This is a genomic window from Pseudomonas sp. FBCC-B1667 (genome assembly GCF_059133255.1).
In genome coordinates this window covers 6,663,296-6,685,491 of record NZ_CP101437.1, presented here as the reverse complement: position 1 = coordinate 6,685,491, position 22,196 = coordinate 6,663,296, and the positions used below count along the sequence as shown (strand labels likewise).

Genomic DNA, 22,196 nt, shown 5'->3' with positions numbered 1-22,196 from the left:
CGATAGATGACGTCGATCAAGAGTCTGTTGGTGATTTCTGATAGATCGCAAAACACGCTTCCGCCAAGGCCGAACGTGGCGCGCTGCGGCGCATGATCAGCCCCAGTCGGGCGAGGGTCTGGGCTTTTTCGATGGGTTGCAGGCGCAAATGATCGGTGAGGTTTTCCAGGCCGCTGTCTAAAGGCATCACCGCACAGCAGAGTCCGCCGTGCACTGCTTGTAACAATTGATGGACGGCGTCGGTTTGCAGCAGGGGTTGGGGCGTCAAACCGCGACTGTGGAAGTTGTGATCGATGGACTGACGAAAGTGCATGCCGCTGGTGAGCATGCCCAAGGGCAACTCGATCAGCGATTCCCAGGTGAGCGGCGCTTCGCCGAAACTGAAGAAGCGATGATCGTAGAGCAAGCCCATGCGGGTTTCGCTGAAGGCCAGTGAATCGAAACGCTCGCCGTCCAGGCGTTCCAGATAGGACACGCCGAGGTCGAGACGGTTGTTTGCCAGTTGTTCGAGGATCTGCTCAGAGCTCAATGCCGAAAGTTCGAAACGCAGGTTCGGGTGCTCGGCGTGCAAACGTTGCATCAGCGGCAGGGGATCGAAACTCGACAACGGCACCACGCCCAGTCGCAATGTACCGACCAGATTACCGCGACACGCCGCGGCTTCGGCCTGCAAGCCATCGTAGGCTGCCAGCACCGTGCGTGCCCACGCCAGCACCCGTTCACCCGGCGCCGTGAACCCTTCAAAGCGCTGACCGCGATTGACCAGCGGCAGATCGAGCTCTTCTTCGAGGCTGCGCAGGCGCATGGACAGGGTCGGCTGGGTGATGTGACAGCGCGCGGCGGCCTGGCCGAAGTGCCGGGTTTCGTCGAGGGCGACGAGGAATTTCAGCTGCTTGATGTCCATCTTCGCTCCAGGGCGCGGTGAGGAGGGGATTCTAGCGCTTGCGCCAGATCAACGTCATTGGTCGGGTTTGGACCGGAGATGACGCGCTTGGTCTAGTCTTTTGCGTCTGGAACCTGAAACCCAAGGAGCGTGCACCATGAGTCTGTTGAGCTTTGTGAAAGAAGCGGGCGAAAAACTGCTCGATTTGCTGACACCCGGCAACGCCAATGCCAGCGCACAGTTAAAGGAACACATCAGCAAGGTCGGCCTGGGTAACCCGAATGTGCAAGCCACGGTGGATGGCGACAAAGTGACCGTGACCGGGGAAGTCGGCAGTCAGGAAGAGAAGGAAAAGATTCTGCTGGCGGTGGGCAATATTGCCGGTGTGGGCCGTGTGGATGACCAGATCACCGTGACCGGGCCGGTGACTTTGGCCGCGCGATTCGTCGTTGTTGAAAAGGGCGATACCTTAAGTGCGATTTCGTTACGCGTTTACCATGACGCCAACAAGTATCAGAAAATCTTTGAGGCCAACAAACCGATGCTCAAGGATGTGAACAAGATCTATCCGGGGCAAACCTTGCGGATTCCTGAGTAATCCTAAAGACCGTGTGATGGCCATCGCGGGCAGCCACGCTCCCACAGTGTTTGTATCTGCTGTGGGAGCGTGGCTTGCCCGCGATGCAGGCCATAAAGTCTAAAGCCCTGCAATAAGCTCCCGATAATCCCCCACCGCCGCAAACTCCGCCGTGTCCTTGGGCCCTTTGCGACTGTCCGGCTCACTCACCGCCAACAGATGCGCTACGCCAAATTGGCGCGCGCTGCGCAGAATCGGCAACGTATCGTCGATAAACAGACTGCGCGCCGGGTCAAAGTCGATGTCTGCCTGCAACGCTTCCCAGAACTGCGGATTTTCCTTGGGAAAACCGTAGTCATGCGAGCTGATCAAACGCTCGAAATACGGTGCCAGCTCAATCCTTTCCAGCTTCAATGACAGCGAATCGCGGTGCGCGTTGGTGATCATCACCACCCGCTTGCCCGCTTGTTTGATCGCCGCCAGAAACGTATCCGCATCCGGGCGCAAGGCGATCAGGTGCGCGGTTTCCAGTTTCAGTTCGCGCACCGGCAGTTTCAATTCGGCGCTCCAGAAATCCAGGCAGTACCACTGCAACTGGCCGGCATTGCGTTCGAATAGCGGCTGCAATTCCATCTCGGCCATGGCCCGGCTCACCCCGTGCAACTCGGCGTAACGCTGTGGCAAGTGCTCCATCCAGAAATGGTTGTCGTAATGCAGGTCCAGCAGCGTGCCGTCCATATCCAGCAGAACGGTGTCGATGTCGCGCCAGGGCAGCAGGGACATAAAAACTTCTCCAGCGGTAAAAGAGATATCCGAGGTCAACAATCAGGATAGGCCGGGTATAGTAACGCGTTCACGCCCAGGAGCTTTTCATGCGCCAGAAACCCACCGTACTCGCCCGCGAGATCGTCGCCACCAGCCGTCTGTTCTGTGTCGAAGAGCTGAAACTGCGCTTTTCCAATGGCGTGGAGCGTACCTACGAGCGTTTGGTTGGCAAAGGCGCGGGCTACGGCGCGGTGATGATCGTGGCCATGCTCGATGCCGATCACGCGGTGTTGGTCGAGGAATACTGCGGCGGCACCGATGAATATGAACTGTCCTTGCCCAAGGGCCTGATCGAGCCGGGTGAAGACGTGCTGGCGGCGGCCGAGCGTGAGCTCAAGGAAGAGGCCGGGTATGGCGCGCGGCAACTGGAGCACCTGACCGAGTTGTCGTTGTCGCCGGGCTACATGAGTCAGAAGATTCAGGTGGTACTGGCCACCGATCTTTATGAGGAAAGCCTTGAGGGCGACGAGCCCGAGCCAATGGGCGTGGAAAAGATCAATTTACGCGAACTGTCTGCGCTGGCGCAGAACCCGCGTTTCACTGAGGGGCGTGCCCTGGCGGCACTGTACCTGGCCCGTGACTTACTGACCCAACGTGGGGTGTTTTTGCCATGAATCTGAATTTCCCCCATCCGTTGATGGCTCCTGTGGTTGAACTGGCCTTGAAGGCGGGCGAAGCGATATTGCCTTTTTGGCGCATCGGCACAGCCGTGACGGCCAAGGCGGACGATTCTCCGGTGACGGCGGCCGATCTGACGGCTCACCATTTGATTCTGGCCGGGTTGACTGCGCTGGACCCCAGCATCCCGGTGCTGTCCGAAGAAGACGCCGACATCCCGCAAAGCGTGCGCGCCAGCTGGCAGCGTTGGTGGTTGGTAGACCCGTTGGACGGTACCAAGGAATTCATTTCCGGCAGCGAAGAATTCACCGTCAATATCGCGCTGATCGAGCAAGGTCGGGTGGTGTTTGGTGTGGTGTCGATGCCAACCAACGGGCGGTTCTACGTCGGTGGTGCCGGTTTGGGCGCCTGGCGTGGCGACAATTGCAGCTCGCCATTACCGATCCAGGTCCGTGAAGTGCCTGCGGCGGGAGAGGCGTTTACCGTAGTTGCCAGTCGTCGACATTCGAGCCCGGAGCAGGAACGTTTGCTGGCCGGGTTGAGCGACAGCCTGGGTGAGTTGCAATTGGCCAACATCGGCAGTTCGCTGAAGTTTTGCTTGTTGGCGGAAGGGGCGGCGGATTGTTATCCACGTCTGGCGCCGACTTCGCAGTGGGACACGGCAGCGGCGCAAGGCGTGCTGGAAGGCGCGGGCGGCGAGGTGCTGGACCTGAGCGGTGCGCCGTTTTGCTATCCGGCGCGGGAATCGTTGTTGAATACATCCTTTTTGGCGTTGCCGGCGAAGGCGGCGTGGCGCGAAAAACTGCTGGAACTGGCCCGTTCCTGACCGCGGTTAGAGGGGCTCTGCCCAGCAATCTGCCAACTATGCAAAACCCCTGTGGGAGCGAGCTTGCTCGCGATGACGGTTGAACATTCACCGATGATGTTGACTGATAGACCGCTATCGCGAGCAAGCTCGCTCCCACAGGTTTTGTGCTGGCCCCTGACTTAGCGATGCAGGACGTACTGCCCGGTGAACCGCACCGCGTCCTCATCGCTGTCGACATTCACGATCCTGGAATGCAGCGTCAACCGCGCTCGCCCATAACGGTGATACATCGCCAGAAACTTGTTCCACATCGCCGCACTTGGCGCCTGGCAAATCGCTGTCGCGTCCATGGTTACCGGCAGTGGATAGGTGATCTGCCCTTCGTGAATCACGATGTGCCCGTCTTCAATTCCTTCTTCTCGCAAGCGCAGATGCAACCAGCCCCAACCCGCCAGCACCGCGCCGCAATACAGGCTGCCGCCGAACATGGTGCTTTTGTGGTTGACGTTGGCTTCCAGCGGCAAGGACAAGCGCAGTTGCCGGTCGTGCCAGTCGAGCACTTTGACGCCCATCGCCTGCGTCAGGGGGATGTCGTGATGGAGAATCGATTCCAGGTGACGACTGTCGCGGTTCATGCACAGGCCTCTTGTTTGAAAGTGATGATTTAACGGTCGCTCAATCGATATCGTCGCTCGTCCCGCTGGCGCCACCCGAGAAGTTCAGTCCATGTTTGCGCAGCTTGTCATGCAGGGTTTTGCGCGGGATGCCCAGCGCTTCGGCGAGGCTGCGCACAGAGCTGTGAGCGCGCGCCAGTTCGGCGGCGATCAGGTTTTTTTCGAAGTTTTCCACTTGCTCGCTCAAACCGACGCTAACCCCTTCAACCGGCATGCCGGTTCCCCCCTCAGACGCCGTGTTGTCCAGCGCCAGTTCAAGGCCCAGGGCAAAGCGTTCGGCTGCGTTCTGCAGTTCACGAACGTTCCCGGGCCAAGTGTGGCGCAGCAACAGGGCGCGTTGCCCCGGTTGCAATTCATGGGGCGGTAAACCGTGGCGGGCGCTGGCTTCGTCGGCGAAATGCTGGAACAACATCAACGCGTCTTCGCCGCGCTCGCGCAGTGGTGGAATGCGCAGCGGCGCGACGTTCAGGCGGTAATACAAGTCAGCGCGGAAGCGCCCTTGATCGGCGGACTGGCGCAGGTCCTCCTTGGTCGCGGCGATGATGCGAATGTCCAGCGGGATCAACTGATTGCCACCCAAGCGCTCGACGACACGCTCTTGCAGCAAACGCAGCAATTTCACCTGCACATCCAGGCTCATGCTTTCAATTTCATCGAGGAACAGTGTGCCGCCGTTGGCGAATTCGAACTTGCCGATGCGACGTTTTTGCGCGCCAGTGAACGCCCCCGGCTCATGGCCGAACAACTCGCTTTCCACCACCGACTCGGCCAGTGCGCCAGCGTTGATCGCCACGAACGGACCGTTACGACGGTTCGACAAATCATGCAGTGCACGGGCCACGACTTCTTTGCCCGCGCCGGTTTCACCGAGGATCAACACGTCAGCCTTGGTCGCGGCCAGTGCGCCGATCTGCTCGCGCAGGCGCAGCATCGGCGCCGATTGCCCGACCAGTCGGGTGCTCAGTTCGTTGCGATCACTCAGGGCCAGACGCAAGCTGCGGTTATCCAGCACCAATCGGCGCAAGGCCAGTGCGCGGCGCACGCTGTCGAGCAGGGCGTCGCTGGCGAACGGTTTTTCGAGGAAGTCATAAGCCCCGGCGCGCATGGCTTGGACTGCCAGCGGCACATCGCCGTGGCCGGTGATCAGCAGCACCGGCAGCTCCGGGTCCTGAGCGTGCAGTTCGGTCAACAACTCGAGACCGTCCATGCCCGGCATCCGAATGTCGCTGACCACCACGCCCGGCCAGTCGCGCTCCAGTTGCGCGGCCAGGCCTTTGGCTTCGGCCAGCGGCAGGATTTTCAGGCCAGCCAGATCCAGCGTCTGGCTCAAGGCTTGACGCAGATGGGGATCGTCGTCGATCAATACGACCTGAATGCGATTGTCGATGGTCATGCACTTCGGTCCTCGGACGGTTGCAGGCTCACGCCCGGTGCGCCAGCGCGCAGCTTCAGGGTAATCAGGGCGCCACCTTCCTTGTGGTTGGCGAACGACAGTTCACCACCGAAGGCACGCATCAGGGTTTCGCAAATCGCCAGCCCCAACCCCAGCCCTTGTGTGCGGGTCTTGGTGGTGTAGAAGGGCTCGCTCGCACGCCCCAAGGCTTCCATGCAAAAGCCGGGACCGTTGTCGCGAATGTACAAAGTGACGCTGTCCGCGGTGGATTGGGCACTCAACCAGAGTTTACGCGGCGGACCTTTTTCGGTCAGCGCATCGAGGGCGTTGGCCAACAGGTTACCGAGCACCTGACGCAGACGGGTTTCCCCGGCCTCGACCCACAGCGTGGCGGCGGGCAGGTCGCGAATCAATTCGACTTCCATGCTGCGTCGGCGCTTGGCCAGTAACGCCAGCGCGTCATCCAGCGCCGGTTGCAGGGCCACGCTTTCCGGCGCGTGCCGATCACGGCGGGCGAAGGCGCGCAGGTGAGCGATGATCGAGGCCATGCGCCCGGTCAATTCGCTGATCAATTTGAGGTTGCCGCGCGCATCGTCGGTGCGCTGATGATCGAGCAGCACCTCGGCGTTTTCCGCATAGCTGCGAATCGCCGCCAGCGGTTGATTGAGTTCGTGGCTGATGCTCGCCGACATGGTGCCGAGTGCCGACAATTTGCCGGCCTGGACCAAATCATCCTGGGCGCGCACCAGTTCCTGCTGGGCATGCTCGCGCTCCAGCACTTCCTGTTTCAGGCGGCGGTTGAGGCCTTCGAGGTCGCTGGTGCGTTCGGCGACCCGGCCTTCGAGTTCACGTCGGGCCTTGGCTTCGAAGGCGATTCGTTCGAGGTAATGGCGGCGGCGCTGCATCATCAGCCCGAGCAGCAACATCACCACCAGCAGCGTTGCGCCCCCGATGGCAACCACTGTGCGCACGGGGCGATCGATCAGGGTGCGCGGGGCGAGGATGCTGACATTCCATCCGGTTTCTGCGATCTGCTGGGTCTGCGTCAGCCAGGCGTTGGGATTGAGTTTCAACGGCTTCGGATCGCGGGTCGGATACGGTTGGATCGCGGTAATGGCCTTGTTTTCTTCATCGCTCAACGGGCGGGTCGAGCGAAAGCGCCACTCCGGTCGCGATGTCAGGATGACCACGCCGTTTTGATCGGTCAGCAGAAGTTGTTCCGGGGTTTTGCCCCATAGGCTTTCGGTGTGGTCCAGGTCGACCTTGACCACCAGCACGCCGATGACTTTTTCGCCGTCGCGTACCGCGCCGGCGAAGAAGTAACCGCGTTTGGCCGAGGTCGTGCCCAGGCCGAAAAACCGTCCCGGCCGCCCGGCCATGGCTTCGCTGAAATAGGGCCTGAAGGAAAAATTACGCCCGACGAAGCTGTCGTGCTTGTCCCAATTGGACGCCGCCAGTGTCTTGCCACGCGTGTCCATCAAGTACATGACTTCGGCACCCGTTTGGGTGCTGATGTTTTTCAGCAAGCGGTTGGCATTGCCCTGGGTGACGCTATCGTCAGGCGCACCGAGTACGGCTCGCAGGGCCGGCAAGTCGCCGAGGATCTGCGGCAAGACTTCATAACGATGCAATGTGCCCAGCAGGTTGGCGACGTACAGGTCGAGCGTCTGACGGTTCTGCCCGGCCAGTTCGCTGCGGTAATAGCGCTCCGCCAAGTGTTCCAGCGGCCACAGCAGCGGCGCCAGGCACACCGCTAGCAGGGCGAGGCTGCGCCAGCGGGGTCTGCGAGGAAGGGTCGGAGTCATGAGCATCGGGCGCCTGAGGGGACAGGCGCATTATGCCTAGGCTTGTCCGGCAAGACACTCGCGCGCGAACTGACCATTGCGACCACCAACGACTGTGCTCACGGAAACAGATCAGCCTCCAGGAAAAGTTGACCGTTCTGATCCTTGTCCGACAGTTGCGGGGCTTCTTCCAGTTGCCAATCGATGGCGAGCGTCGGATCGTCCCAGCGAATGCATCGCTCGGCGGACGGCGTGTAGTAATCCGTGGTCTTGTAGAGGAACTCGGCAAAGTCGCTGAGCACCACAAATCCATGGGCAAAGCCTTCGGGTACCCAGACTTGTCGATGGTTTTCGGCGGACAACCTTACGGCCACCCACTGGCCGAAATTCGCCGAGCTGCGACGGATATCCACCGCGACGTCGAGCACTTCACCGGCAGTCACCCGCACCAGTTTCCCTTGCGTGTTCTGCAGTTGATAGTGCAGGCCGCGCAGCACACCCTGGCGTGATCGGGAATGGTTGTCCTGAACAAACCGAGTGTTCAGGCCCGTGGCTTCTTCGAACGCCTTGGCATTGAAGCTTTCATAGAAAAAGCCGCGTTCGTCACCGAAGACTTTGGGCTCGATGATCAATACACCGGGCAAGCCGGTTTCAGTCACATTCATTGTTTTTCCCCTGCCAGCATGAAGAGGTATGGGCCATGACCGGTCTTGCCGAACGTGTGCCCGTCAACACTACGCCTTTGATCACGCGAGCAATTCACTGATCTTGATAGCACCCAGTCGTTGACCCTGATAGCTGCCGTCCTGAACACGCTGGCACCACTCCAGGTTATCCAGATACCACTGAACGGTTTTACGCAGGCCGGTTTCAAAGGTCTCTTCGGGGACCCAGCCGAGTTCGCGTTCGATCTTGCTGGCGTCGATGGCGTACCGCTGGTCGTGGCCGGGCCGGTCCTGGACGAAGGTGATCAAGTCGGTGAAATGCACCACCCCTTCAGGCTTTTGCGGTGCCAGTTCTTCGAGCAGGGCGCAGATGCCACGCACTACGTCGATGTTCTTCTGTTCGTTGTGCCCACCGATGTTGTACGTCTCGCCAACCACCCCTTCGGTGACCACTTTGAGCAGCGCGCGGGCGTGATCCTCGACGAACAACCAGTCACGTACCTGCAGGCCATTGCCGTACACCGGCAGGGGCTTGCCTGCCAGGGCGTTGAGAATCACCAGCGGGATCAGCTTCTCGGGGAAGTGGAACGGCCCATAGTTGTTCGAACAGTTGGTCAGCAACACCGGCAAGCCGTAGGTGCGCTGCCAGGCTCGGACCAGGTGATCGGACGCCGCCTTGCTGGCGGAATACGGCGAGCTTGGCGCGTAGGGCGTGGTTTCGGTGAACAGATCGTCGACGCCGTGCAGGTCGCCGTACACCTCATCGGTGGAGATGTGATGAAAGCGGAAGGCGCTTTTTTCCGGTTCGGCCAAGGCCTGCCAGTAGGCGCGGGTGGCTTCGAGCAAGCTGTAAGTGCCGACGATGTTGGTCTGAATGAAATCCGATGGACCGTCGATGGAGCGGTCGACATGGGATTCGGCCGCCAGGTGCATGATCGCGTGCGGCTGGAAGCGCGCCAGCACCGCGCTCACGACCGCTTGGTCGACGATGTCGGCCTGCACGAATTCGTAGCGGGTATCGGTGGCAATACTGGTCAACGATTCGAGATTACCGGCGTAGGTCAGTTTGTCCAGGTTGAGCACTTCGTGCCCAGTGTTTCGGATCAAGTGACGAGTCAGGGCAGAACCAATGAAACCGGCACCGCCGGTGATGAGAATACGCATGTTGGCCAGCCTTTTTCCGTAAGACGATAAAGCGAATGAGCATAGCTTGTCGGCAGGAGCGGGGTGGTGCAAGAGGGTTGTCGGTCGTATTTGGCTTTTGTGATGTCGACGGGGGTTGATTATCGACCGAGGCAATGGCGATATAAGCGCCTAATAAAATTTCAGGGGTCGTTGTATGCCGCTCGCCACGTTGATTCATCGCGCCAGTTTGCCCAGCCCGCACGTGTCTGCGCAGCAAGCGCTAGAGCTGCTGGAGGGGCATTACGGGCTGAGCGGGAAGTTGCAGGCCCTGGGTAGCCAGCAGGATCTGAACTTTCGCGTCGACAGCGACCAGGGGCGTTTCGTCCTGAAAATCTGCCGTGGCGATTATTCCGCGCTGGAACTGCAAGCCCAGCACGCGGGGCTCAAGCATTTGCGGGAGCAGTCCGGCGTGAAGGTGCCGCGAGTGATCCCGGCCAAAAATGGTGCTGATCTGCTGACGCTGGACGTCACTGGCCAATCGGTACACGTGCGCCTGCTCGACTACATCGAAGGTCAGTCGCTCACTCATCTGGATCACCTGCCGGGTGCCGTGGTGGCGGGTTTCGGTCAATTGTGCGGCGAAATGGATCTCGCCTTGGCCGCATTCGACCATCCGGGCCTTGAGCGCACATTGCAGTGGGACGCCCGCCACGCCAACGCATTGATCGGTCATTTGCTGCCGGTGATCAAGGATGACGCGCAACGCCGGTTGATCGCCGAGGCTGCCGAACGTGCCGAACGTCATCTGCAACCGCTGGTGGAAAAGTTGCCGGTGCAGGCCATTCACATGGACATCACGGACGACAACGTGGTCTGGCAGCGCGATGCGCAACGTCAGTGGCAATTGCAGGGCGTGATCGATTTCGGCGACCTCGTCCGCACCTGGCGCATCACCGATCTTTCGGTGACGTGCGCGGCGTTACTGCACCACGCCAACGGTGATCCGTTCTACATTTTGCCGGCGATTGAAGCCTTTCATGCCGTCAATCCTTTGCAGCGTGAAGAGCTGCTGGCGCTCTGGCCGCTGATCGTCGCGCGTGCGGCGGTGTTGGTGCTCAGCGGCGAGCAGCAAGTCAGCATTGATCCGGGCAACCAATACAGCCGCGATAACCTGACCCATGAGTGGGAAATTTTCCGCGTGGCCACTTCGGTGCCGCTGGAACTGATGGAAGCGGCGATCCTGGCGTGCGTCGGCCAGAGCTTGCCGCGCATCGGCAGCGAAGGCTTCGCGCCATTGTTGCCGAGCCTGGTGGGGCACGAGTTTGCGCTGATCGATCTGGGTGTCCTCAGCCCGCATTTCGAGGCGGGCAACTGGGAACAAGAAGGGATCGATCAACGACTGCTGACCGAAGCCGCCGCGACCCACGGACTGGCGGCCAGCCGCTACGGACAATACCGTTTGTCGCAAACGCGGCCAGACATAGCGGTCGAACCTGAGACTTGTCCGTTGCACGTCGAGTTGCGCGTGCCCCACGGCACCGCAGTCGAATCGCCATTTGCCGGTGTGGTTCATCAGACATCGGCGGGTGTACTGCAACTCGACGGTCCGCAACTGAGCGTACGACTGTGGGGCGTGACCCCTTCGCTGCACGCGGGCGCGGCGCTGGTCAAAGGCCAGGTGCTGGGCTCGGTCAGCGGGCCGTTGATCGTGCAGTTGTGCCGAGGCACGGCGTTCAATGCGCCGCTGTTTTGCACACCTTCGCGGGCCTTGGCCTGGCAAGCCTTGTGCCCGTCGCCGGCCGCATTGCTGGGGCTGGCCTGTGATGCTGAAGCAGAACTGGATTCGCAGACCCTGCTGGCACGCCGCAGCGCCAGTTTCGCCCGCACCCAGAAGCACTATTACGTTGATCCGCCGCGCATCGAGCGCGGCTGGCGCAACCACCTGATCGACATGCAGGGCCGCTCCTACCTCGACATGCTCAACAACGTCGCGGTGCTCGGCCATGGTCATCCGCGCATGGCGGCGGTCGCCGCTCGCCAATGGTCGCTGCTCAACACCAACTCGCGTTTCAACTATGCGGCGGTCGCCGAGTTTTCCGAGCGCTTGCTGAAGCTGGCACCGGATTCCATGGACCGAGTGTTCCTGGTCAACAGCGGCAGCGAGGCCAACGACCTGGCGATACGCCTGGCATGGGCTTACAGCGGCGGGCGCGACATGCTCAGCGTGCTGGAGGCCTATCACGGCTGGACGGTGGGCGCCGATGCGGTATCGACGTCGATCGCCGACAACCCCAAGGCCTTGAGCAGCCGCCCGGACTGGGTGCATCCAGTTGTTGCGCCGAATACGTATCGCGGGGAGTTCCGTGGCCCGGACAGCGCGCCGGACTACGTGCGCAGCGTCGAACACAATCTGGCGAAAGTCGCTGCGCAGGGACGCAAACTGGCCGGTTTCATTTGCGAACCGGTGTACGGCAATGCCGGCGGGATCTCGTTGCCGCGCGGCTATTTGCAGCAGGTCTACGCCAGGGTCCGCGCCCAGGGCGGCGTGTGCATCGCCGACGAAGTGCAAGTCGGGTACGGGCGTATGGGCCATTTCTTCTGGGGCTTTGAAGAGCAGGGCGTGGTCCCGGACATCATCACCATGGCCAAAGGCATGGGCAACGGCCAGCCGTTGGGCGCGGTGATCACCCGCAAGGAAATTGCCGAAGCGCTGGAGGCCGAGGGTTATTTCTTCTCGTCGGCGGGCGGCAGTCCGGTCAGTTGCCAGGTCGGCATGGCGGTGCTGGATGTGATGGAAGAAGAAAAGCTCTGGGAAAACGCTCAGCTCGTGGGCGGCTATTTCAAGGAACGCCTGGAAGCGCTGATCGATATTCATCCGTTGGTGGGCGCGGTGCACGGTTCCGGGTTCTATCTGGGCGTCGAGCTGATCCGCAATCGCGACACGCTGGAGCCAGCGACCGAAGAAACCACGGCGCTGTGTGATCGCCTGCGCGAGCTGGGGATTTTCATGCAGCCGACGGGCGACTTCCTCAACGTCCTGAAGATCAAGCCGCCGATGGTGACCTCGCGCCAGAGCGTGGATTTCTTCGTCGACATGCTCTCGAAGGTGCTCGCGGAGGGCCTGTAAACCCATAACCCTGTAGGAGTGAGCCTGCTCGAGATGGCGCGGGATCAGTCGACATCCCTGTTGAATGTTCGGCCGCCTATCGCGAGCAGGATCACTCTTGCAGAGGCAAGGAGTTAATTCGATAGATATCGGCTTTAAAGTAAAAAAATATGACAGAAGGTTTGTTGGTGGCTTCTAAAGCCGATATTTATCGGCTATAAAGTCACCGCTGCCTCGGTGTGGACGACCCACGCCCGGCGCTTCCCATGTCTGTCACGGGTCGATGCCACACTCGACCCCAAGCCTTTGCTCAGGAGCCGATTCATGAGCCGTATCGTTACCGTCGCCGCTACCCAGATGGCCTGTTCCTGGGACCTTGAAGCCAATATCGAAACCGCTGAGAAGCTGGTTCGTGAGGCGGCAGCCAAAGGCGCGCAGATCATCCTGATCCAGGAGCTGTTCGAAGCCCCGTACTTCTGCCAAAAGCCCAACGCGGATTACCTGCAACTGGCCACGACCGTTGAAGACAATGTCGCGATCAAGCATTTCCAGAAAGTTGCCAAAGAGCTGCAAGTGGTGCTGCCGATCAGCTTCTACGAACTGGCCGGCCGCGCGCGCTTCAACAGCATCGCGATCATCGATGCCGACGGCGCCAACCTCGGGATTTATCGTAAAAGCCACATCCCGGACGGTCCTGGCTACCACGAGAAGTACTACTTCAACCCGGGCGATACCGGTTTCAAAGTGTGGAACACCCGTTACGCAAAAATCGGCGTGGGCATCTGCTGGGACCAGTGGTTCCCGGAGTGTGCGCGCAGCATGGCGTTGCAAGGCGCGGAAATCCTGTTCTACCCGACCGCCATCGGCAGCGAGCCGCACGACAAGACCATTTCTTCCCGTGATCACTGGCAGCGCGTGCAGCAGGGCCATGCGGGCGCCAACCTGATGCCGCTGATCGCCAGCAACCGCATCGGCAACGAAGAGCAGGACGGCTACGACATTACCTTCTACGGGTCTTCCTTTATCGCCAACCAGTTTGGCGAAAAAGTTCAGGAGCTCAACAAAACCGAAGAAGGTATTCTTGTGCACACTTTCGACCTCGACGAGCTGGAGCACATTCGCAGCGCGTGGGGTTCGTTCCGTGATCGTCGCCCGAACCTGTACGGCGCACTGAAAACTCTCGACGGTTCCCTGGAGTCCTGATTCTCATGACCACTTTGCACACCACGCCTCGCGCCGACGGCTTCTACATGCCGGCCGAATGGGCGCCACACACCCAGACCTGGATGATTTGGCCCGAGCGCCCGGACAACTGGCGCCTGGGTGGCAAACCGGCGCAAGCTGCACACGTGGCGGTGGCAAAAGCCATCGCGCGTTTCGAGCCGGTGACCGTTGCGGTTTCCGCAGGCCAGTACGAAAACGCTCGCGCCCGTCTCGACGTGCCGAATATTCGTGTGGTGGAAATGTCCAGCGATGACGCGTGGGTGCGCGACACAGGTCCGACATTCGTCATCAATAACCGTAGCGAAGTCCGTGGCGTGAACTGGGATTTCAACTCCTGGGGCGGTTTCGACGGCGGTCTGTATTCGCCGTGGAACCGTGACTCGCAGGTCGGCGGCAAGATCCTCGAGATCGAGCGCAGCCAGCGTTACCGCACCGAGGGCTTCGTGCTCGAAGGCGGTTCGATTCACGTTGATGGCGAAGGCACCCTGATCACCACCGAAGAATGCTTGCTGAACCGCAATCGCAATCCGCACCTTGATCGTGAAGCAATCGAAGCGGTGCTCAGCGCGAATCTGGCGGTGGATAAAATCATCTGGCTGCCGGACGGTTTGTTCAACGACGAAACCGACGGCCATGTGGATAACTTCTGCTGCTACGTGCGCCCGGGCGAAGTATTGCTGGCCTGGACCGATGACCCGCAAGACCCGAACTACCCGCGCTGCCAGGCGGCCATGAAAGTGCTGCAAAGCAGCACCGACGCCAAGGGGCGCCCTTTTACGGTGCACAAGATGCCAATTCCGGGGCCGCTGTATGCGACCGAAGAAGAGTGCGCGGGTGTCGACCCGGTGGATGGTACTCAGGAACGCAATCCGTCCGTTCGTCTGGCCGGTTCCTACGTGAACTTCCTGATCGTCAATGGCGGCATTATCGCGCCAAGCTTCGACGACCCGTTGGACGGCCCGGCAAAGGAAATTTTGCAGACGCTGTTTCCGCAACACGAGGTGGTGATGGTGCCGGGCCGGGAACTGTTACTGGGAGGCGGTAACATTCACTGCCTTACCCAACAGCAACCCGCGCCGCACAAGGAATGAGTGGGGTTGTAACAGCCTGAGTCGGTTGCTAAATCAGCTGAGTCACGGTTAACCCTCTGCGTACCCTGAAAAGCCCGCAGCCCTTATGGGCCGCGGGCTTTTTTGTATCCGCTTGTCGACAGTTCAGAAACATTGGCACAGCTCTTGTATCTGTCATGGCGTAACAGGGAGGGGGAGAACTGCGATGTTCTGTCATAAACCTTGGATAAGTTAGCCGCTCACGAACCAGGAGAGAGCGCTGAAATGAACGCCGAAGTGAACGTAGTGAGCGAGCGGGCGTTGCATCCCCTGGCAATTAATAGCGAATCGCTCCAGGTCCTTGCGCACTGGTTCAAGTCCAATGGAACGCGTCAGATCAGTGAACCTGATCCGCGCCGGATGATGATCGAGCGCTACCCCGCTGGTTTGTTCAGCGAAGCGGAGCTGGAAGCGTTGTGGGATGTGATGGAAGGATAAGAAGAAAAAACAAAGGATTGATAAAGCGCTGCCGGGATGGCGGCGCTTTTTTATGGGCGATGGTTTTTCAGGACCACTGTAGATCACCTGCAGGTCAGAGATCGGTTGGCGTCATTCGTCCGATCCACGAAACAGACTGAAAGCCATTCCGGCGTTTTTCGGCAACCACCTTAGGATTAGTCTGCCGGCATTGAATTTTCCTACTTAAATGCCGGAGCCTTCCCATGATCCTTCATTACATTTATGACCCGTTATGCGGCTGGTGCTACGGCGCCAAACCGCTGGTGCAGGCTGCCCAAAACGTATTGCCGGTGATCGCTCACGGTGGCGGTATGATGACCGGCGCTAACCGTCAGGCTGTTTCACCACAGCTGCGCAATGACGTAATACCCCATGACCGGCGCATCGCCGAGTACAGCGGCCAACCCTTCGGTGACGCGTATTTTGAAGGTCTGCTGCGCGATGAGACGGCAGTGTTTGATTCCGCGCCGCCGATTGCGGCAGTGCTGGCCGCAGAGCAAATCGCCGGACGCGGGATAGAGTTGCTGGGGCGTTTGCAGACTGCGCATTACGTTGAAGGCCGGCGCCTCGCCGATAAATCGGTGCTGATTGAGTTGGCGAAAGAGATCGGCCTGGAGCCTCTGGCCTTCGAAGCGGCCTTGAAAAGCACCCCTACCGACCAGCACATCAAAGACAGTCGCGCCCTGTTGGCCACAGTCGGCGGACAAGGTTTTCCGACGCTGGCGCTTGAGCGAAATAGCCAATTCACGCTGGTCGATGTCAGCCCATGGCTCGGTAAGCCCGAGGCGTTTGCGATCTGGCTGGCACAGTTCGCTTAGACGCGTCTGTCCGTAGTCAATTCATCAAATTGCCACAGCAATAGGGGCGCGACCAAGATCCCGCCAAACGTCCATGACTCCCCGATCAACCTCTTCTGATGGTCGAGTAAACGTATAAAAAATCGAAAATCCCTCGACTGGCTCGGGGGATTTTTTTTGCCGCCTGACAGTGGGAAAGCACTAAAAACAGCTGTTTTCAGTCGCAAAAAGTCGAATTGAAGCAACTTCAAACTCCGTTTCAAGTCGCGCTTGATATGCCTGAAATTCTTTCTCATGGACGCAAATCCTGTGCTCTTTAGATTAGGTTGCTAAATGCACGGAGATTTTGAAAATGCTCGTTTTGAATAAAGAAGTGGGCGAATCGCTACGGCGCGACAAATACGTCAACGTCAAAAGTAGTGACTTCAATTTGTTCGGTCACTTCTCCGACTTTGTCAGATTGACCAGAAGTTGGGAAAACATGGAGCCCGACAGTTACTACGGTCAGGCTGAGGCGGGCAATCGGTACCGACGCTACAGCGATTTCGAATACAACCCGGTGACGCGCGAGCTGACGCAGCTGGAGCACCGCGCTTACGTCCAGTCCAAGGCCAACAACAGCTACGTAGGCGGAATGGTCCGGCACTTCCAGGACTTCTCCGATGAAATCATTCATTCGCCGGTGATGCGCAGCCTGATCGACACGGATTTCGAGGTGTACAAAAACGTTCTGCCGCCGGAACTGCACGATGAAATCTGGCAATGCCAGATTCACCAGATCCGGATCGAGATCAAACCAGGCAAGCAACTGGAGATCACCCCGGAAGGCATTCACTGCGACGGTTATCCGTTCAGTGGCGTGCATTTCTGGGGGCGCAATAACGTGGAGGGCGCGGAGAGCCGCTTGTATAGCGCCCATGAACAAGAGCATCTGGCGTCGACGACTTACACAGACATTCTCGATACCACTTACTTCCTGGATCGGGACATGCGCCACTACGTCACGCCGGCGCGCAACACCCATTCCCACGCTATGGCTTATCGCCAAATTCTGGCGATCTCCTTCTCGCGGCCCGGGACCGCTTTCGACATTGTTCGCTGAACAGTACAACGCCGCGACCAATCTCGCCGAATGCCCTGCGCCGGTGATGTTGAGGCGTACGACAGCCAAGGATGCCCAGCGTCTGGAGCGCTTCTTCCGGCAATTCGAAGAAGTGTCTTTCTGCGAATGGCAGGACGCCAAATGCCTGCGCGGTGTGTTGGTGCAAAAGACCACCACCGCCTTCATCGCGCTGGACACCAGTGGCGAAATCGTCGGCGCGGTGCTGGGCGGCATGCTCGGCAGTCGTGGCACGATCAATCATTTGGCGGTGAGCCCGCTGTATCGTAGCCAAGGCGTGGGTCAGCGGTTGGTTGAAGCGGCTTCGGCGGACATGAAACGCGTGGGCGTGCTGCGCATGTTCCTGTTTGTCGACGATGCCAACCTCGCCGGCAAACGCTTTTGGAGTGCCCAGGGTTTTTGCGAACCGCGTGGCGAAAGAACATTTGAGAGGGACCTATGAATGAGACGTCCAGCAGCCGTCCGCTGATGGTCGGGCCGCAGCAACGTTCGCGCACTTTTGCAGAAGCCAGCCCGGTGGTGGCCGGTTATTTCACGGTGTCGTTCGTGTTCGGCCTGATGGCGGTCAATGCCGGGATGCCCGTGTGGTTACCGGTCGCGATGTGCCTGTTTGTCTACGCCGGCGCTTCGCAGTTCGCCGCGTTGGCGCTGATTACCAGTGGCGCGTCGCTGACCACCATCGTCCTCACCACGTTTCTGATCAATGCGCGGCACATGCTGATGTCCGTCTACATGGCCAAGGCGTTGCAGGCGATGGGGCTCAGCCGAATTGAGCGTTGGTGTTACGCGGGTGGTTTGACCGATGAATCGTTCGCCTTCCACAGCGTCAAACTGGGCAAGGGCGCGCCGGTCGATGTGCGCTACCTGATCGGCTTCAATCTGTATTGCCACACGTCATGGGTGCTCGGCGGTTTGCTCGGGGCGGTTTGCGCACAATACGCGGCGCATTTGATCAAGTATCAGCTCGACTACGCGCTGACGGCGATGATGCTCTACGTGTTGGTGTCGTTGTGCAATACGCGTAACAAACTCATCGCCGCACTGGCCGCGATCGCCTGTATGGGCGCACTGAGCCTGGTCGGCAGTTCGCCGTTCAACGTATTCATCGCCACCTTTGTGGGCTGCGGGGTGGGTGTATGCCTGACCAAACGTTCCTGATTCTGGTCGTCGTCCTGATGATGGCCGTGACCTTCCTGCCGCGTGCGCTGCCGCTGCAAGTGAACACCGACCATTGGCCGCCCTTTGTCGCCCGTGCGCTGGAATACTTGCCGGTGGCGATCGTCGCGGCCATCAGCGTCACGCCGTTGTTGATCAAGGATCAGCACGTGCAACTCGATCGCCCGGAATTTTATGCCGCGATTCCGACGTTGTTATGTGCGTACTTCAGCAAAAACCTCTTTCTCTCCGTTGCGGTGGGAACGGCTGCGTACATTGCGCTCGGTTCGTTCATGTAGCGGCAGGTCGACCACGTCATGCAGCGCCTGGTCCGACAACTCGGGGTTATTGACCGCCAACCGCACTTCGAGGGCATCTTCGAAGCCCGGAAAAATGGTCAAGCCGTTACGTTGGGCCGCGTCGCGGGACACCATGCCCAGGCCATCCATTTGCGTGATCAGCGACAGCGTCAGCGTTTCACTGCAGGAATAGACCATTCGCTTGTTCGACTCGTAATTGCCAAGACCGGCGTCGAGAAAGCGCAGGAAGCTGTGGGAATACGGACAATCGTCAGCCGGACGCACCTGAAACTTGTTGCCGAGCATCACCAGCGGATCATGTTCCTGGCCGCAATGGGCACCGACCACCTGGACCTGAACCTCGGGCAGGATAATGCTCGGTAATCCCGGCTGCTGCGGGCCGATCAACACCGCCAGGTCGAAGTCTTCATTCTTCAGCTTGCTGAGGTTTTCCATCGACTCGGCGTAGCTGAATTCCAGCTGATAATCGGGAAACACCTCAATCAGGCGTCCGATCATTCGCCGATTGAAGTCAGACGAAAGCGTCGTGTTCAGCGCCACCCTGAGCGTGCGCTGCCCAGGCTCTTTCAATGCCGCGACTTTTTCTTCGAGTTGTCGCGTGGCCACTAACACCTTGTCCATGAAAGGCGTGAGTTCCGTGCCTTGCGTGGTCAGGGTCAACCCCTTGTTGGAGCGACGAAACAACCGAAAACCGAACTGCTCTTCGACCTTGTTCAACTGCGCGGCCAACGCCTGCACCGTTAAACAGGAATGCTCTGCCGCCGCCGACAAAGAGCCGGTCTGCACAATGCGCATCAGGTTGCGTAGGGTTCTGCTATCCATTGGGTAATGCCCTCTAATGTGGGCTGGCTATTGTTGAGTACCTGGCCGCCGGTTGGGCGATACGTGCTGGCTATAATCCTGCACCTGAACACGCTTGTCCCGAGTTTAGTAGCGAATTGATGCTGCGTCCGATGGTTGGAGGCTTACATAGAGTCGAGGTTTTTTGGGAACGCTGGGTGATCAGGGTCAAAAAAATGCTCAGGCTGGGAGGTTTGGGCATTTTTTTGGGGTGAAAACGAGGTTGCCAGTGCGGGTTTCGTCCTGCTGGGACTTCGTATGGCTGGCCGACCTCGAAACGTTTTTATGCAAAAGTAGACATTTGTGATCGTTTTTGAGCACGGAAACTCGTTTTTATGCGTTTTGGGTCAGGGCCGGACCAATCTGACGCGTCTCAAATGTTTGTTTTTAGGCAAATCCATCAAAAAATAATCGTTTTTATGCAGCAAAACCTGATTTTGATCGTTACTCTCCATTTGTAGGCATTTTTGATTTCAGCCGAGCTGTTCAAAGGAGTGTGACCGTGAGCGAGTTTCCCGTAGACCCCATCGGTGCCGCCTGGCTAGCGACGACATTCGGCGTGCTGCCGATGGCGCGGCTACCGGTGTTAAGTCAGGTGGGTAGCCGGCGGTTGACTCAAGTCGAAGACGGGTTTCGTCTTGAGACGTATACGGAGAATATGCGCCCCGATCCGGACCTCTCATCCCATCTGCAATTTCACCTGCGGCATGAAGTCCCGAACCTTGAGTTCTTGAGCCGGCTGTTTACCAAGGTGGGAGCCGCACCGGTACAAGACTGGTTAAATGTAGAGCCCACTGGCCAATATGCACGCCGGGCAGCGTTCCTGTTTGAGTGGCTCACCGGCGGGCAACTGCAAGCGCCCGAGCCTATAGGCGGTAAGTATGTCGACGCCATCAACGCCGATCTGATGGTGGCCGCGTCACCCGAAGCTGCGGTGAAAGTGCCGCGTTGGCGGGTGAATGACAACCTGCCAGGCACGCGCTATTTCTGCCCAGTCGTCGTCAAGACAACAGCAGTCCAGTCAGCAGCGGACCTCGATGTGCCTCACCTCTTCGGTCAACTGACTGCAGAGTTTGGCGAAGCGCTTCTGCTGCGCGCCGCCGCATGGATGACTCTGCGGGAAAGCAAAGCCAGCTTCGCGATTGAAGGGGAGGCGGATCGCTCCACGCGTATCCAGCGTTTCGCAGATGTACTGGCGCGACGAACCGGTCAGGGCGAACTGCCGCTTACCGATGCTGCACTGGCTGAGATGCAAGAAGAAATCCTTGGAGCTGTGACCACACTGACACGTTTGGGGATTCGGCAATCGCCGGTGTTTGTTGGCGAAACGGTCCGCTATCAGGAGATCGTCCATTACGTCGCGCCACCGGAAAGTGATTTGGAGCGGATGTTAGAAGGAGTTCACGTCTTTCTGAATCGCACTCAAGGGCAATCCCCAGTCATGCGCAGCGCTGTGGCGGCGTTTGCTTTCGTCTATATCCATCCGCTGGCTGATGGCAACGGCCGGGTCCATCGCTTCCTGATCAACGACATTTTGCGTCGTGATGGAGCCATTCCAGATCCGGTGATTCTTCCGATTTCAGCGGTTATCACCGACGACTCGGCCGAGCGGCGGCTTTATGACAGCGTGCTGGATCAGGTTTCAAAACCGCTCATGCAGGGCATACGAGACCAGGTAACGTTCGCCAGTACTCGCACGCACTACCCTGACGGCGTGGTCTCGAATATTGAATTCACAGGCCAGGATCAGGCCCGTCCGGTGTGGCGATATCCCAACCTGGGGCCACATGTCGTGTTCATCTCGAACGTCATCCGCCGCACGATCACCGAGCAGATGCGTGAAGAGTCGCGGTATTTACGCAGCCACATCAGGGCCAGGCAGGCGATCAAGGAGATCGTTGAAATGCCCGATCAACAGGCTGATCGGCTCTTGCGGTCCATTGAGCAAAACGAAGGGAAGCTGAGCAACGTACTGGCAAAGGAAATGCCGGTGCTGACAAGACCGGATATCTGGGCCGCTATTATCGAAGCGGTGGCTCAGTCGGTTCGGGGGGAGGAGCCGATCGACAGTGGCGTGAGTGATCGGTATCACCCGAATCAGCCAGTGGGCAGATGATGAGTCTACGCACAAAGCCCCGATTGATTCGGGGCTTTGTGCCGCCTGGATTATGAGGCGACGTTACTGGCGCGGTTGTTACACGGCGCGGCTAGCACCTTCACCACATCGTCGATGATCGCCTTACTCATGTCCTGCAAGTAATGCGATGCCCAAGCATGGCGGTCGGTGTCGCGAACCATGGCGGCATCTGATGCGAGGAGCTTGGCGATGTGCAGCAGATCGGAAGCGTGAGAGAGAGCCTGGATCACCGGGACGCCGGCGTTGATGCGGAACAGTGCATCGTTGGCGTGGTAGGAGAAAGGGGTGAGGCCGATGGTTTTCAGGTCTTGGGGATTGGTCATTGGGCACCTCCGGTTTTTGGGCGGTTGTGTGTGGACCAGTGAAGCGGGAACGCAAATTTTGGACGGATCGATAGCGGGCATTAGCAAAAACTCCTGAATCAACGTTAGAGCTACCACGTTCGTTATCAGGCGAATGGGTGGCAGCTGTGCGCGGGCTGATAAACCGGAGATACAGGAACCCGGCAGACCCGAAGATCTCCCACGCACAGCCGCCATTAACGTTGTAGTAAATGGAAGTTGGCCGATCATTCATT

General features: G+C 59.1%; 22 protein-coding genes. 13 read left to right on the top strand and 9 right to left on the bottom strand.

What is annotated here, in order from left to right; all coding sequences use genetic code 11:
* Nucleotides 1-16: 16 nt before the first annotated feature.
* Nucleotides 17-904, bottom strand: coding sequence for a LysR family transcriptional regulator (locus NL116_RS30885; RefSeq protein ID WP_494375342.1), 888 nt, complete (start codon nt 902-904; stop codon nt 17-19).
* Nucleotides 905-1,040: 136 nt separating this feature from the next.
* On the opposite strand from NL116_RS30885, the gene lysM reads away from it, so the two are divergent.
* Nucleotides 1,041-1,481: a peptidoglycan-binding protein LysM gene (gene lysM, locus NL116_RS30880; protein ID WP_494375341.1), complete on the top strand. Its 441-nt coding sequence runs from the start codon at nt 1,041-1,043 to the stop codon at nt 1,479-1,481.
* Nucleotides 1,482-1,580: 99 nt separating this feature from the next.
* On the opposite strand, the gene yrfG is transcribed toward lysM, so the two are convergent.
* Nucleotides 1,581-2,243: a GMP/IMP nucleotidase gene (gene yrfG, locus NL116_RS30875; protein ID WP_494375340.1), complete on the bottom strand. Its 663-nt coding sequence runs from the start codon at nt 2,241-2,243 to the stop codon at nt 1,581-1,583.
* 89 nt (nt 2,244-2,332) lie between these two features.
* Here yrfG and nudE point away from each other — a divergent pair, with 89 nt between their 5' ends.
* A complete protein-coding gene (gene nudE, locus NL116_RS30870; RefSeq protein ID WP_494375339.1) occupies nt 2,333-2,899 on the top strand; it encodes an ADP compounds hydrolase NudE in 567 nt (188 codons plus the stop codon).
* Nucleotides 2,896-3,729 (top strand): 3'(2'),5'-bisphosphate nucleotidase CysQ, encoded by an 834-nt coding sequence (gene cysQ / locus NL116_RS30865; RefSeq protein WP_494375338.1) that lies wholly within the window; start codon nt 2,896-2,898, stop codon nt 3,727-3,729. Before nudE ends, cysQ begins: the two co-directional genes overlap by 4 nt.
* Before the next feature lie 161 nt (nt 3,730-3,890).
* On the opposite strand, the gene NL116_RS30860 is transcribed toward cysQ, so the two are convergent.
* The 5 genes from NL116_RS30860 to rfbB all read right to left on the bottom strand — a co-directional run bounded on the left by NL116_RS30860 (nt 3,891) and on the right by rfbB (nt 9,391).
* Nucleotides 3,891-4,346, bottom strand: coding sequence for a thioesterase domain-containing protein (locus tag NL116_RS30860; protein ID WP_494375337.1), 456 nt, complete (start codon nt 4,344-4,346; stop codon nt 3,891-3,893).
* Nucleotides 4,347-4,386: 40 nt separating this feature from the next.
* Nucleotides 4,387-5,778: a sigma-54-dependent transcriptional regulator gene (locus tag NL116_RS30855; RefSeq protein WP_494375336.1), complete on the bottom strand. Its 1,392-nt coding sequence runs from the start codon at nt 5,776-5,778 to the stop codon at nt 4,387-4,389.
* The gene (locus NL116_RS30850) at nt 5,775-7,583 is read right to left on the bottom strand and encodes a sensor histidine kinase (RefSeq protein ID WP_494375335.1); all 1,809 of its coding nucleotides are present in this window, start codon (nt 7,581-7,583) and stop codon (nt 5,775-5,777) included. The genes NL116_RS30855 and NL116_RS30850 overlap by 4 nt, the downstream gene beginning before the upstream one ends.
* A gap of 98 nt (nt 7,584-7,681) precedes the next feature.
* Nucleotides 7,682-8,227, bottom strand: coding sequence for a dTDP-4-dehydrorhamnose 3,5-epimerase (gene rfbC, locus NL116_RS30845; protein WP_494375334.1), 546 nt, complete (start codon nt 8,225-8,227; stop codon nt 7,682-7,684).
* 81 nt (nt 8,228-8,308) lie between these two features.
* A complete protein-coding gene (rfbB, locus tag NL116_RS30840; protein WP_494375333.1) occupies nt 8,309-9,391 on the bottom strand; it encodes a dTDP-glucose 4,6-dehydratase in 1,083 nt (360 codons plus the stop codon).
* 175 nt (nt 9,392-9,566) lie between these two features.
* Between rfbB and NL116_RS30835 the strand changes: the two genes are divergently transcribed.
* From NL116_RS30835 to NL116_RS30795, 9 genes are all read left to right on the top strand, one after another.
* Complete coding sequence (locus NL116_RS30835; RefSeq protein WP_494375332.1) at nt 9,567-12,479, top strand: aminotransferase; 2,913 nt, start codon at nt 9,567-9,569, stop codon at nt 12,477-12,479.
* Nucleotides 12,480-12,782: 303 nt separating this feature from the next.
* Nucleotides 12,783-13,661, top strand: a complete 879-nt coding sequence (gene aguB, locus NL116_RS30830; RefSeq protein WP_494375331.1) for an N-carbamoylputrescine amidase — start codon at nt 12,783-12,785, stop codon at nt 13,659-13,661.
* A 5-nt stretch (nt 13,662-13,666) separates the two neighbouring features.
* On the top strand, nt 13,667-14,773 hold the full coding sequence (gene aguA, locus NL116_RS30825) for an agmatine deiminase (RefSeq protein WP_494375330.1): 1,107 nt from the start codon (nt 13,667-13,669) through the stop codon (nt 14,771-14,773).
* Nucleotides 14,774-15,016: 243 nt separating this feature from the next.
* The gene (locus tag NL116_RS30820) at nt 15,017-15,229 is read left to right on the top strand and encodes an HAD family hydrolase (RefSeq protein ID WP_123435406.1); all 213 of its coding nucleotides are present in this window, start codon (nt 15,017-15,019) and stop codon (nt 15,227-15,229) included.
* Nucleotides 15,230-15,453: 224 nt separating this feature from the next.
* Nucleotides 15,454-16,068 carry a DsbA family protein gene (locus NL116_RS30815; protein ID WP_494375329.1) on the top strand — a complete coding sequence of 205 codons (615 nt, stop codon included), beginning with the start codon at nt 15,454-15,456 and terminating at the stop codon, nt 16,066-16,068.
* A gap of 331 nt (nt 16,069-16,399) precedes the next feature.
* Nucleotides 16,400-17,149: a 2OG-Fe dioxygenase family protein gene (locus tag NL116_RS30810; RefSeq protein ID WP_494375328.1), complete on the top strand. Its 750-nt coding sequence runs from the start codon at nt 16,400-16,402 to the stop codon at nt 17,147-17,149.
* 46 nt (nt 17,150-17,195) lie between these two features.
* Nucleotides 17,196-17,609 carry a GNAT family N-acetyltransferase gene (locus NL116_RS30805; protein WP_185045211.1) on the top strand — a complete coding sequence of 138 codons (414 nt, stop codon included), beginning with the start codon at nt 17,196-17,198 and terminating at the stop codon, nt 17,607-17,609.
* On the top strand, nt 17,606-18,325 hold the full coding sequence (locus tag NL116_RS30800; protein ID WP_494375327.1) for an AzlC family ABC transporter permease: 720 nt from the start codon (nt 17,606-17,608) through the stop codon (nt 18,323-18,325). The genes NL116_RS30805 and NL116_RS30800 overlap by 4 nt, the downstream gene beginning before the upstream one ends.
* Nucleotides 18,304-18,621: an AzlD domain-containing protein gene (locus NL116_RS30795; RefSeq protein WP_081743912.1), complete on the top strand. Its 318-nt coding sequence runs from the start codon at nt 18,304-18,306 to the stop codon at nt 18,619-18,621. The genes NL116_RS30800 and NL116_RS30795 overlap by 22 nt, the downstream gene beginning before the upstream one ends.
* On the opposite strand, the gene NL116_RS30790 is transcribed toward NL116_RS30795, so the two are convergent.
* Nucleotides 18,538-19,464, bottom strand: a complete 927-nt coding sequence (locus NL116_RS30790; RefSeq protein ID WP_494375326.1) for a LysR family transcriptional regulator — start codon at nt 19,462-19,464, stop codon at nt 18,538-18,540. The two genes, NL116_RS30795 and NL116_RS30790, sit on opposite strands and share 84 nt — an antisense overlap.
* Before the next feature lie 520 nt (nt 19,465-19,984).
* Here NL116_RS30790 and NL116_RS30785 point away from each other — a divergent pair.
* Nucleotides 19,985-21,598, top strand: a complete 1,614-nt coding sequence (locus NL116_RS30785; protein WP_494375325.1) for a Fic family protein — start codon at nt 19,985-19,987, stop codon at nt 21,596-21,598.
* A 50-nt stretch (nt 21,599-21,648) separates the two neighbouring features.
* On the opposite strand, the gene NL116_RS30780 is transcribed toward NL116_RS30785, so the two are convergent.
* Nucleotides 21,649-21,942, bottom strand: coding sequence for a DUF3077 domain-containing protein (locus NL116_RS30780; RefSeq protein ID WP_494375324.1), 294 nt, complete (start codon nt 21,940-21,942; stop codon nt 21,649-21,651).
* Between the last annotated feature and the right edge of the window lie 254 nt (nt 21,943-22,196).